The sequence below is a fragment of the Devosia sp. genome, from assembly GCF_017307565.1.
In the GTDB taxonomy this organism is placed as follows: Bacteria; Pseudomonadota; Alphaproteobacteria; order Rhizobiales; family Devosiaceae; genus Devosia.
This window is the reverse complement of the sequence record NZ_JAFKHD010000428.1, coordinates 1-12403: the sequence shown is the minus strand read 5'-3', so window position 1 is coordinate 12403 and position 12403 is coordinate 1. Positions and strand designations below refer to the sequence as shown.

General features: G+C 58.7%; 10 protein-coding genes and 1 tRNA gene. 7 read left to right on the top strand and 4 right to left on the bottom strand.

Translation table 11 applies throughout. The features are described from left to right. The first annotated feature begins 230 nt into the window (after nt 1-230). Nucleotides 231-710, top strand: a complete 480-nt coding sequence (locus tag J0I64_RS18325) for a peroxiredoxin (RefSeq protein ID WP_291410890.1) — start codon at nt 231-233, stop codon at nt 708-710. A 132-nt stretch (nt 711-842) separates the two neighbouring features. After that, complete coding sequence (locus J0I64_RS18320) at nt 843-1931, top strand: M23 family metallopeptidase (RefSeq protein ID WP_291410887.1); 1089 nt, start codon at nt 843-845, stop codon at nt 1929-1931. A 66-nt stretch (nt 1932-1997) separates the two neighbouring features. Here J0I64_RS18320 and prfB read toward each other — a convergent pair. Further along, nucleotides 1998-3123 (bottom strand): peptide chain release factor 2 gene (gene prfB, locus J0I64_RS18315; protein ID WP_291410885.1). Its coding sequence is split into 2 segments (ribosomal slippage): nt 1998-3053 and nt 3055-3123, totalling 1125 coding nucleotides; the frame shifts between segments, so codons are not numbered across the junction. A 77-nt stretch (nt 3124-3200) separates the two neighbouring features. Further along, complete coding sequence (locus tag J0I64_RS18310; protein ID WP_291410883.1) at nt 3201-3704, bottom strand: peptide deformylase; 504 nt, start codon at nt 3702-3704, stop codon at nt 3201-3203. 64 nt (nt 3705-3768) lie between these two features. On the opposite strand from J0I64_RS18310, the gene J0I64_RS18305 reads away from it, so the two are divergent. Continuing rightward, nucleotides 3769-3845, top strand: a tRNA-Arg gene (locus J0I64_RS18305). A gap of 192 nt (nt 3846-4037) precedes the next feature. Here J0I64_RS18305 and J0I64_RS18300 read toward each other — a convergent pair. Continuing rightward, the gene (locus J0I64_RS18300) at nt 4038-5519 is read right to left on the bottom strand and encodes a helix-turn-helix domain-containing protein (protein WP_291410880.1); all 1482 of its coding nucleotides are present in this window, start codon (nt 5517-5519) and stop codon (nt 4038-4040) included. Here J0I64_RS18300 and J0I64_RS18295 point away from each other — a divergent pair. The 3 genes from J0I64_RS18295 to J0I64_RS18285 all read left to right on the top strand — a co-directional run bounded on the left by J0I64_RS18295 (nt 5506) and on the right by J0I64_RS18285 (nt 9871). Then, a complete protein-coding gene (locus tag J0I64_RS18295; protein WP_291410878.1) occupies nt 5506-5712 on the top strand; it encodes a hypothetical protein in 207 nt (68 codons plus the stop codon). The two genes, J0I64_RS18300 and J0I64_RS18295, sit on opposite strands and share 14 nt — an antisense overlap. Before the next feature lie 171 nt (nt 5713-5883). Further along, entirely contained in the window at nt 5884-8466 is a 2583-nt protein-coding gene (locus tag J0I64_RS18290; RefSeq protein WP_291410877.1) for a DEAD/DEAH box helicase, read from the top strand. A 133-nt stretch (nt 8467-8599) separates the two neighbouring features. After that, complete coding sequence (locus tag J0I64_RS18285) at nt 8600-9871, top strand: hypothetical protein (RefSeq protein WP_291410875.1); 1272 nt, start codon at nt 8600-8602, stop codon at nt 9869-9871. Nucleotides 9872-9898: 27 nt separating this feature from the next. Here J0I64_RS18285 and J0I64_RS18280 read toward each other — a convergent pair whose 3' ends face one another. After that, the gene (locus J0I64_RS18280; RefSeq protein ID WP_291410873.1) at nt 9899-10420 is read right to left on the bottom strand and encodes a hypothetical protein; all 522 of its coding nucleotides are present in this window, start codon (nt 10418-10420) and stop codon (nt 9899-9901) included. Between the two features lie 140 nt (nt 10421-10560). Between J0I64_RS18280 and J0I64_RS18275 the strand changes: the two genes are divergently transcribed. Beyond that, nucleotides 10561-12403: ATP-dependent helicase (locus J0I64_RS18275; protein WP_291410871.1), on the top strand; the 1843-nt coding region annotated here is incomplete at its 3' end.

Genomic DNA, 12403 nt, shown 5'->3' with positions numbered 1-12403 from the left:
GGAATTGTAACTCGCGCACATCTATCCAGATCAAGGTAGGTCCAGTCTATGTGGAATCCCCGGACCGGTCGGCGCACCATGCAGCCTGCCCAGAACAGAATGTATACCCACCTAAATCAGTGCCTTTTCCTCACAGAATCAATCGCCCGCGGCGCTGCAATGCCCAATGATACCGGCTGGATTGTGGCGCCGACACCCTCTATTGATTTTGCAAGAGAAGCGAGCCGAGCATGACGCATTTAAATCAGGGTGATCCAGCACCAGACTTCACGCTGACGCGCGACGACGGGAGCAGCTTTACCCTGTCGGCCCAGCGTGGCAAGCGCGTGGTCATCTACTTCTACCCCGAAGACGATTCTGGCGGATGCACCGACGAGAACATCGAGTTTTCCGACCTGTCGCCCGACTTTGCGGCGCGCGGCGCGGTGCTGGTGGGCGTTTCGCCCGATGATATTGCCAGCCATCAGAAGTTCCGCGCCAAGTATGGGCTGAAGGTGCCGCTGGCTGCTGACCCGGACCACCTCGCCATTGAAGGGTTCGGCCTCTGGCAGCTCAAGAAGCTCTATGGCCGGGAATTCATGGGGCTGATCCGCACCAGCTTCATCATCGGCGAGGACGGTCGCGTGGAGCGGATCATTCGCGCCACTCGCATCAAGGGGCATGCCGCCAAGATGCTGGCTGCGCTCGACGAGGTCATTGCTGCCGCCTGAAATGGCTGATGCTTTTGGTTTTCTTAACCATAGGCGCTCATAGTCTGCTTACCATAGTAGCAGGCAGCGTGAGGGCGCATCGTGGCCATGAAAGCGGGGTTCGGGAAGCGGATTCGGCAGGAAAAATCGCCGGTGCGTGGCATACATCCGGCCATTTTCTACGGCATGTTCGCCCTGCTCTTCGGCGGCAATGTTTTTGCCGGTACCGCGCTCTACCTCTCGCCTGATATTGCCCGCCTTCTCAATGGCCGTACCGAGGAAGTCATCGGCGCCTATGAGGATCGCATTGCGCAGATGCGGGTCGAAATCGATCGGTTGCATTCGCGCAGTTTTGCCCAGGCCGGCGACATCAACCTGCAGCTCCAGGAACTCTCGCAGCAGCAGGAAGTGCTGTTCGAACAGCATCAGCTGGTGAAGGCGCTGGTCGACAAGGCCGATTCCCTCGGCATTGCCGCGGCCGATATTGCGCCGACGACGCCGGCCAGTTCGGTGGCTCTCGCCAGCTTGACCGGCAATGCCGAGGTCGACGCGACGGCCCTCAGCATCGAGCGGATGATGGGTGAAACGCAGATGGCGATGCATGGCATTGCCAGCGTCGCGACCACGCGCACCGACGAAATTTCGGCCGAAATGCGCCAGCTGGGCATTCCCGTCGCTATGCCCGCGACTGACCTCGAAGGCATGGGCGGCCCGCTGCTGCCAGCGACGGACGAGCTCAATGGCTCGCCGATGCTCGACGATGCCAATGCGGTGATGTCGGCGCTGCTCCGCTACAAGGCGGCCCGCGACAGTCTCGATGCGGCACCAGTACACATGCCGATCTCGGGCAATTTCCGCCAGAGTTCCAATTTCGGCAATCGCAAGGACCCGTTCACCGGATCGCGCGCCTTTCACTCGGGCATGGACTTTGCTGCGCCTTCGGGCACGACGGTGCTGAGCGCGGCTGCCGGGGTCGTCACCTATGTCGGGACGCGGTCAGGCTATGGCATGGTGGTGGAAGTGACGCATGAGAGCGGGCTGCTTACGCGCTATGCCCACCTCAGCGGCTATCTCACGCGCGAGGGCCAGGTTGTGAACACGGGCACGCCGATCGCCAAGGTTGGTTCGACCGGGCGCTCCACGGGGCCGCATCTGCACTTTGAAATCCGCAAGGCGGATGAGGCGATCAATCCCAAGGCTTTCCTCGATGCGGGGAAGCGGTTGGGTGCGGTGATCGGGTAAGTTTTCGCTAAAGTGACGCCGAGGGCCGGTTAGGAACCCTCGGGTCAAATCAGCAATGAGCGGGGCCTAGGCCTCGCTCGCCACGTCCGTTGCCACGCCGACGCGCTGTGCGAGGGCGGCTTCCATGAATTCGTCGAGATCGCCGTCCAGCACCACGGAGGGCTGGCCGCTTTCGACGCCGGTGCGCAGGTCCTTCACCATCTGGTACGGCTGCAGCACGTAGGAACGGATCTGGTGGCCCCAACCGATGTCGGTCTTATTGGCCGCCTGAGCGTTCGCCGCTTCCTCGCGCTTCTGCAGTTCCATCTCGTAAAGACGGGACTTCAGCATGGCCATGGCCGTGGCGCGGTTCTTGTGCTGGCTGCGTTCCTGCTGACACGCCACGATGATGCCCGAGGGCACGTGGGTGATGCGGATGGCGGAGTCCGTGGTGTTCACGTGCTGACCGCCAGCGCCCGAGGAGCGATAGGTGTCGACCTTGAGGTCGGCTTCTCGGATCTCGATCTCGATGGAATCATCGACCACCGGATAGACCCAGCAGCTCGAGAAGCTGGTGTGCCGACGGGCGGCCGAGTCATAGGGGCTGATGCGCACGAGACGATGCACGCCGCTCTCGGTCTTGAGCCAGCCATAGGCATTGTGGCCCTTGATCAGAACGGTCGCGGACTTGATGCCGGCTTCTTCGCCGTCGTGCATTTCCAGCACTTCGACCTTCATCTTCCGGCGTTCGGCCCAGCGGGTGTACATGCGCAGGAGCATGTTGGCCCAGTCCTGGCTCTCGGTGCCGCCGGCGCCGGAGTGGATTTCCACATAGCAATCGTTGGAGTCGACTTCGCCGGACAGCAGGGTTTCGATCTGCGTGCGGCGAGCAGTGTGCTTGAGTTCGATCAGCGCGCCTTCGGCATCGCGCACGATGTCGGCGTCGCCCTCGGCTTCGCCGAGTTCGATCAGTTCGACATTGTCGGAAATGCCGGTTTCCATCGAGCGGACGGTTTTCACCGCCACATCGAGTTCGTCGCGCTCGCGCATGGTGACGCGGGCCTTTTCCGGATCATTCCAGAAATCGGGCGATTCAGTTTGCGCGTTCAGCGCGTCGAGACGGAGTTGTGCTGTATCCCAGTCAAAGATGCCTCCTCAGCAGGGTCAAAACCTGCTCGATTTCGGCGACGGTCTTTTCGATTTCCGCGCGCATAAAGAATTCCTTTCGAATAGGCGCTCCGTTTAGCGGAGCGACAGGCGGGGATCAACCTTTGCGATCGGTTTTGCCGCTTAGCGCCGGCCGAGCTTGGCAAAACGCCGGATGGCCGCTTCGCGCTTCAGGCGCGAAATCCGCATGAGAAAGAAGACGCCGTTGACCTGATCGATCTCGTGCTGCGCGACGCGGGCGGCAAAGCCGGAAAGGGCGAGTTCCCGCCCCTGCCCCGCTGCATCGTCAAAGCCGATCCGGGCGTTGGCGGCGCGGAGGACGTCAACTTCGATTCCCGGCATGGAAACGGAGCCTTCAGGGCCAGGCGCTTCGGGGCCACCGGTGGAAAGAACACGCGGATTGTAGAGAATGCGATAATCCCGGCGGGAGGGATCTCCGAGGCTGACAACGGCCACCGGAGCCACGATGCCGATGTGGACGGCGGCCAGGCCATAGGCCTGTACGCCTTCCGCGGCGGCGAGCAGATGCTCTCCGATGGCGCGGAGGGCGTCATCGACGGGCCGGTTTGTTGCTGCCTCGGAAAATCGGGGGTCGGGATAGAAAATGAAGGGAGTTGGTTCAGTCACGGCACGGTCCTCGGGGTGTCCATCTTGCATGTTGCGGGCTTGGCTGGTAGGTCCAATTCCGGCTGGTCTCGTAGCTCAGCAGGATAGAGCACCGGATTCCTAATCCGGGGGTCATGGGTTCGAATCCCGTCGAGATCACCAGCCCGACACTGCCCGCAGATCTGTTGCGCCCTAATCGGTTTTTCCAATTGTGACGTCGCCGGCAAACGTAAGTCCTTGATGGCACTCAAATTTGGTGCTGAAAACTGCGAAAAGTCGCTTCTTCCAACTATGACAATCGAGGTCAACACCGTCGACGAGCTATGAGCAGCCAGATATCGAGGAAGAGGCCGCTCAGCCAAACATGAGCTCATCGAGCCTGCACGCGGCGCGATAAATCGCGCTTCGCACGGCCGACCCCTCCCCTGTTTTATCCAACATGTCGAGCACGAGGGGCTTGAGCGCTTCCGCGGCCCCATAACCATCCGGCAGTCCCATGATGGCGTTGCTCAAAGCTACCCTCTCGCTCGGGGTGCTGGCAGCGGCTTCCTCGCCAGCAATGATCTTGGCAAGAAGACCAACGGCCTTGCCCGGATGGTTCTTGTATGCCGTCGCTGTCTTACGCAGCCTATGGACTACGGCATTGCGGCTCGACGGGTGGGTTGCCACCATAGAACGCAGATCTTCGACCAAGTGGTCCGTCGATTTGCCGGTGCTGCGCGCATAGTACCAGATCGGCAGCCATTTACGCTGGAAATGCGCCTGCGCATGGACGTAGTGCAACGGCTCCACCACCTTCTCGCCCTTGAGGAAGTTTCGGACCACCGCGTCCGGCGTCACTGCGTCGCGAATGATGCGCGCCTTCTCCCTGGCTTCCCTGTCAATGGGCTGAACATCGCCGACCAGTCGCAGGGCCGGCGCCCCACGGACCTCGCTGAAGTCCCCTTCCCGTATGAACTGCAGCTGAGGCAATAAAGTCTCGTCTATTACGAAGGCGCCTGCCGATCCCTTCACCTCACCCGTTTCGAGATCCAGAGTGGCCTGGGCACCTGTGGCTACGCCCATCATACGTCTTGAGAATTCGGCGACGGCGCGCTGCTCGCGCATGGCGATGAGATGCCTCAGCTCGCCCGGCTTGATAGTCCGGGTCTCCCCGACATAGCGATAGTAGATGCAGCCTTCCTTGACGTCCTGTCCCAACATCTTCAGTGCGATGATAGGGGCGTTGGCGTGGGGTTCGACAGTTAAGATGCCCACGTATCTTCCATCGATCCTGATAGCGGATTTCGTGATGTGAGGTACGGGATCAAGCGAACTTGCAAGCGCTCGATTGATGGCAGCGGGATCCGTCTTCTCGAACTCATCGTCGGCCAACCCTTCGACCAGCAGGCTGCCATCACGTACCCCAAAAAGGATCATGCCGCCCTTGTTGTTGGCCATGCCGGCGATGGACTTCACCACTTCGGCAAATCGATTAGGGTTCATGCGGAACGACAGCTTGCATTCAACCGTGTCGGTCTCACCGCCACGGACGCGAAAACCTCCACCACCATCGGCTTCAAACGTTTCCCCCCAATCCGGCCCTAACGGCCTGGCGGACTTGGCGGGAGCACCGGATCTCTGTTGGGATTCTACTAGGAATTGGTCGAGAGCGGTCTCGTCGGCCATGGCGACATCGCCCCCGTACTTTCCGCTCTTGATCTGCGCAATTCGCCCTGGGCTGATCAGCCGGTCCTGCCTATTGAAATGGAAATGCGCCTCGTCATTGCGCATACCTCGTTTCAGCATGGCTTTGATAAGGCCGATCTCCTCGTCGGTGATATTGCGCTTTCCCAACTCTGCCCCCGAAATCGCCTCCGAAGAGAAAGCTCAGGTATCGAAGGAAATCAAGCTTCAGCAGGAGGTTGCGGGCGAAGCGATCACTTCCGTCAACAGCGGCGGCTGTGCCCGCGCAAAGATCTTGGCGCCTGATCATTGGGCGATCGTCGATCTGCTGCACCGCTCGTTTCCGCTTCGAGCGGTTTCATAGGCCGGTTGGGCCACGGCACCTTCCTAGAAATGGCCTCTGACTGAGTTCTTGGCGTCTGCACGGCGGCCTTTGGGATATCCCATTTGCGCCATTCAGAAACCTCTAGTATCGGGTGACCCTAAGTAGGTGTCGACATAATAGAATCGGCGCACATCAAGTAGGAGGAATGAGATGGCATTTAAAACGGGCTCGTTCTCGCCAGCGTTGGCCGATAACCCTGCAAGCCACTTCAAGACGCTCACCAAGCGTTTCTTCCCAGACGTAATGCCGCACCAGAAGGAAATCCTTGAGTCCTATGCCTCCAAGCATATCGGAACGGATGATCTCGCCCTTCAATTGCCAACCGGCAGCGGAAAGACCCTGGTTGGGCTGCTGATCGCCGACTGGCGTCGCGCCAAATTTGGCAATCGCGCTGTCTATTTGTGTCCGACGAAGCAACTGGTTGCGCAAACCGTTGCGCAGGCTCGGACGAAGTATGGCATTGATGCGGTGGCGCTGGCCGGTCCTAAAGACAGTTTCCCGCCTGCCGACACAACCGCTTACAAGACGGGCGCTTCGGTTGCCGTGTCCACGTATTCAGGTCTGTTCAACACCCATCCATTCTTCGAAGACCCCGATCTGATCGTCATCGACGACGCCCACGCTGCCGAAAACTATATCGCCGGAATGTGGTCGATGGTCATTGATGCCAACACGCCACTGCATGCGGCACTGGCCGAATTCTTAAAGGACTACATCGACCCGCAGGACCATTCTCGGCTGACCGGGGATTGGGGTGGTTCAGCAGATGCGACATGGGTGGAAAAGTTGCCATCTCCGCAAGTGGATGAACTCTCTAATGGGTTGATAACCATTATAGATGCATTCGCGCAGCACCCATCCCCGCTCTATTTCAAGTGGTCCCTTCTGCGTGGCCATCTCGATGCATGCCAGATCTACCTTGGCGCTAGGGATATCCTCATCCGGCCTTTGATCCCTCCAACCTCGACCCATTCCGCCTTTGCCCGAGCCAAGCAACGCATCTTTATGTCGGCGACGCTCGGCGCTGGTGGCGACCTCGAGCGTCTCACAGGTCGTCGTAAGATTGATCGCCTTCCTGCACCCGACGGCTTCCAAAGCGCCGGGGTTGGACGGCGCTTCTTCGTGTTCCCGACGCTTTCACTGACCGGCGAGGAGACCGAGGACCTCAGATCGAGCATGCAGAAGCGGGCTGGACGTGCAGTGATCCTAACTCCGTCAACTCCCCAGGCCAACGCTCACATCGGAAGGATCGAGTCCGATTTACCCGGCTATGAGGTCTTCACGGCTGACGACATCGAGGCAGACAAGACGCCGTTCATTAGCAAGGAAAAGGCGGTTGCCGTCCTTGCCAACCGATATGACGGGATCGATTTTCCGGGCGACGAATGTCGCTTGTTGTCTGTCGATGGTCTTCCGCGGGCGATGAACTCCCAAGAGCGCTTCATCATGTCGAAGATGGGCGCCGGAGCCTTGTACAATGATCGGATTCAAACTCGCGTCCTTCAGGCCATCGGTCGGTGTACCAGGGCTCTTCAGGATAGATCGGCCGTCTTCGTAACGGGCACGGAACTCGTGGACTTCTTTGCCGACGACCGAAAGTGGAAGTACTTCACGCCGGAGTTGCAAGCGGAACTCACTTTCGGTGTCGATCAGTCGACCTTGGTTTCCGCCAGCGACATCCTCGACAATTTCGAGATGTTTCTACTCAATGATGCCGGCTGGGCAAGCGCGGACACCACCATACGCACCGCAACTGCATCTTTGGCCCAGCAGCCCTACCCGGCCATGGACGAGCTCTCGGCAGCTGTCGCCTATGAGGTCAACTATCAAGAGGCGATGTGGAACAAGGACTGGGCCGGCGCGCTCGGTGCTGCGCGTAGTGTTCTGGCAACGCTCAATCACGGCGACCTACGTGGGTACCGCGCCCTATGGCACTACCTGGCGGGTTCTGCAGCTAAGAGGCTGTCCCTAGCGACGGACGATGCCCAGGCAAATGCCGCGAGAGAGCAGTTCGCTAAGGCAAAGTCCGCCGCACCAGCGGTGTCTTGGCTCAACATGCTGTCGAGGATCCTTTCGGATATTCCGGTACCGGAGGCAACGGTTGAGGACGTCGAAGCTGCGAAGCAGGTCGAGAACCTCGAGCGCCAGTTCCTGGCGCTGGGCGTTACCACACACCAGAAATTCGAGAAGCGCGCTGCGTCGATCTTGAGTGGGTTAGCTACTGCGGATGGCTTTGAACAGGCTCAGGTCGAGCTGGGAACATTGCTTGGATTTACGTGCGGAAACGATGAGAGCGACGCGGCTCCCGACCCGTGGTGGCTAGGGGCTGAGCTTGGAATCGTCTTTGAGGATCACGCAGATGGGCATTCATCAACCATCTTCGGAGCCGTGAAGGCGCGACAGGCCTCCTCGCACCCCAAGTGGATAAAAAAGAACGTACCTGCGGCCGCGAAAATGGATGTCAGACCAATTTTGGTCACCCCATCCGTTAAGGCCAAGACCGGTGCAGATCCTCAACTCGACGACGTCAAATACTGGGAACTTAGCGCTTTTAGAACTTGGGCCAGCGCCGCGATAGCTGTGCTTCGAAATCTGAAAGGGACATTCCCGGGCGAAGGCGACTTAGTTTGGCGGGCTGAGGCAGCACAACGGCTGGAGGGTGAGGGCCTTACTCTCTTCGCCATACTCAAGAGATTGCCGATAGCATCCGACGCCATGGAAATCGTGCCGTAAAGTTGAAGGCATTGATGCTCGATACTTCGATAGACCACTCGTTTGCGCACACACCCGCCGAGATCGATGCAGAAATCGATTCGTTGTGTTCCGCGCTTAGGTTTGGCGCTGACGCAGTCCCCAGGAGCGCTTCGTGAACATCAACCACACACTTACATGCACCACCTGCGGCGAGGACACGGATGTCCGTTTCGGCTTGTCAAACCGAAAGGTTCAACCACTGCGCTTTCCCTGCCCGCATTGTGGCTCGCGGATCGACGTAACCTTAGAACTGGGGAACGGTTTCACCTTCGAAGGAGCAAAGTTGATTGACGACCGGCAGCCCAAAGCTGCCTTCGACAACACAAACCCCTTCGTCGATTTGCACCTGGACTTTCCCGTCTGGCCAGACAAGTACGTACCTGGGAATACGCCGTTCATTGTGGCATTCCGAAAGGTCAAAAAGGGCACGCCCGAAGAGAAGATAGCTCTTCTGCAGCGACACGGCCAACGCGTGTCGCAACTTGATGCACTGGCGGAATCCAGCAGCGCGATCCACCAAATCATCAGGTTATACCATGGTCGTAACAAGCAGCTCTTCATCACGCGAGCAGCGGGCTTCCTTGGAGAGAAACCCCAAACCTCGCTGCTGGGTCAGGACCTGAACGCCCTACTATACCGCTTTGTCTCTACCGTGTTCGAGCCGTTTGTGGACATGAACCTGGTTCGCCAAAATGTGGATGACTTCTTCCGTGTGCTCGTGGGACTTGCGGATAAAGACAGAGCCGCGATCAATGCAATGATGCAGCGGTTCGAGGACAGTGGGTTCTTGACGCACCTACAGAAAGATTGTCTTGAACTTTATCCCGAGATTTTCAGCGCGGAACTCGCTCTGCGAGCCGCTTTCTTCCTCGACGTCACCGACGACCAAGGTCGCGGCGTGCCGGCCAGAATCTCGACGGCGGACTTCAAATCCTACAAGGACTTGTACAAGGACATCGCTGAGGTGTTTGGCAGACAGCTGGTTCTGGTCGCCGCCATCAACAACCTGGAGAAACGCGGCGATGCTGACGCTTTCTTCAAGCCTAAGGATGGGAATGCCCTCAGTTCGCTAGACAAGTTCGCGGAGAAAACGCTGTCCGACAGATTTAAGTACCTGGACGACTGCTGGTACCCCATCGACACCGACATAGTCGACACGGGCGTCCGCAACGCCATCGCGCACTATCTCACCGAATACGATGATTTGACCCAAGAGATCACCTACTTCCCGGAGAAGGAGGGCATTCGTCAAGAGCGTGGCGAAACCATGCATCTGCTCGATTTCATGCGAATGATCCTGCTGCTTTTTCGTCAAATGCACTCGCTCCACCACCTTATCAAGGCGCTGCTCTACTACGATCTCCTGATCCGCAAGAAGGCATAAATTTCGGCTAGCTAACATGAGCATCGGTCAAACAAGGTGTGGGCGCCACATGGCCTTGTCGAGGAACTCGTCCTCGTCACCGATGAGAACTCTATCAATCTCGTCCAGTTGCCGGTTCCACCACTCGATGGCGTCGTCCAAAACCGTTCGACCATCCTCGCCTTGGTATGGCCCATCTTCTATCGGTCGGTAGATGTTCTCCTCGATCAAGAAGTGCCGGATGCTGTCGTATCCATCCTGGGCCTGCAGATGAGCAACGATTGGCACCGGACCTTCCGACATCGAGAACGCATACTCCTTCAGAATGCTGTTCCGCTCGCGCTCGATGAAGTCGCGGAAGATGGCGTCTGCCGGATGTCCACTCTTCCATCGCGCATGCATCGCCCGGGCAAGCCTCCTTACCTGAGGGCTTCCCTCACCATCGACGTTGTTCAGCACGTGCCCAATGGTCCGCAGAAGCACCACCGCGAGAATCCAGTTAAGTCGCCACTCGATATGTCCGGTCTCGTCCTCCAGGATATTTCGAACGTAGAGTACATCCTGAAGCACCAGTCTCGCCGATGGCACGACCGTCAAGTTGCACTGCGCGGCATTTACTCGCCCTCCCGACATCGCACAGCTTGCACGACGACATCTTTTGCTATCCATAAAGGACAGTGGTTCAATTCTAGTGACGCGAGCAACCGTCCGTGATTCAGCCGACAACGGCCCAGCAGGAGGCGATCGACTGGAGGGGTGGCAATCTGCTGATTGTTGCCTGCGCCGGCAGCGGCAAGACCGAAACCGTTTCGAGGCGCATCGCGCGTCTCGTAAAGGAAGGCGCGACGAAGGAGTCGATCGTTGCTTTCACTTTCACCGAACATGCCGCCTCTGAGCTGAAGGCAAGAATCCGCGGTCATCTGGAGCTCGAAATCCCCGATGACCCATCGCTGGGGGATATGTACGTCGGGACCATACATTCTTTCAGCCTCAGGCTGCTCAAAGAGGTGTACCCCGAGTACCGTAACTGGGAAATCATGGACGACGTGCGCCAGGCCGCGCTGATCGCAACCAATTTCACTAGGTGGGAGGATTCAGATCGGGGCCTTGGCCTTGACCGCATGAGGACTGCCACGAGAACAAAGACATACTGGGAGACGGTAAGGCGCTTCACGACGACGCTCAACGTCATGCACCAGCAGGGAATCGAGCCCGATCAGTTGGGCGATCCACTCCTGGCGGCCATCGTGCGGCGGTACCAGACGCTCGCCTACGAGCGCCCGAACTACTTCGCGGACTTCAATCGCATTATCGAAACCCTGATCACGCGGCTCCGCAGCGACCCCACAAAGCTCGCCGACGTGCAGCGCAAGTTCATGCACATCGTCGTCGACGAGTATCAGGACGTCGACGACCGCCAGGAAGAACTTATCCAACTTCTGTCGGGGATGGGGACCAGCGCGACGGTTACCGCTGTTGGAGACGACGACCAGGCGCTGTACGGATTTCGCGGTGCTAGCGTCCGCAACATCCTGACTTTTGAGCAGCGCTACCCGAGCGTCCGCCGGGTCAACATGGTCGAAAATTTCAGGTCGACCCACGCGATCGTCGAAGTTGCCGACCAGGCGATCTCCAAAGTCCACTTCCGCCTATTTAAGGAGATGACCGCACGCCGTCGTGAGCCGGTCACCGGCAGGGTGGTGGAACGGATGGCAGAGCCCGGAGACATTCAACTTACCACGTGCGATAGCGAAGAGGCTGAAGCCAAATGGGTCGCTGCAAGGATCAAGGCGCTGCGCGGCGTCATGGTGGAAACCAAGGATGGCACATCCCGCGCCATCGATTATGCCGACATGGCTATCCTGCTGCGCAGCGTGAAGACGGCAGGAAACGTGTTCGCGCAGGAATTACGTGCTCAAGGCATTCCGGCAGTCGTTTCGGGCACGCGCGGCCTGTTCAACAACGACGAGATAAGGCTGGTGCAAGCCGCATTCTGCCTGCTCGCCCGGGCTGATTTCGGCATTCCCGACGACGATGGTCGCACCCAGTTCCTCACCACAGTGGACACGCGCGAGTTCGTGCGCGAAGCCATTGAGAGGCTTCAAGGCCATCAAATGCCCTCGGCGTCGCCTGGAGCATTCCTCAACTGGATTGCGGCCAAGCTCGAGGAATTGGACAAGCGGCGGCTCAGCAAGGAGCTGCGTGGCCCCAGACTGTCCAGAAGGATTTACCCTCAGGACATCTTCCAGGAAATGTTGAGGGCCTTGGGCAGCCAGACCGCTCAATGGTCGAACGACGTCATGTTCAACCTAGGGGCCTTCAGCAAGTTGCTGACCCAGTTTGAGGCCGTGCACCAGTGGGTTACGCCTGCTCAGTTGAAGGCGCTCTGCCTCTTCTTGGGAAACTGGGCGGCGAGCAATGCCGATGAGGGCGGGCTGGATGAAGTCGTCCAATTGAACAGCGTGCAGATCATGACGGTGCACGCCGCAAAAGGCCTCGAATGGCCAGTGGTTTTTCTACCTCGGGTGTCCAGCTCGAATTTTCCGAGCAATA

Excerpts from the sequence above, each read along its gene's own strand:
- J0I64_RS18290 (WP_291410877.1), top strand. The coding sequence starts at position 5,884 with ATGGCATTTAAAACGGGCTCGTTCTCGCCAGCGTTGGCCGATAACCCT.
- J0I64_RS18325 (WP_291410890.1), top strand. The coding sequence starts at position 231 with ATGACGCATTTAAATCAGGGTGATCCAGCACCAGACTTCACGCTGACG.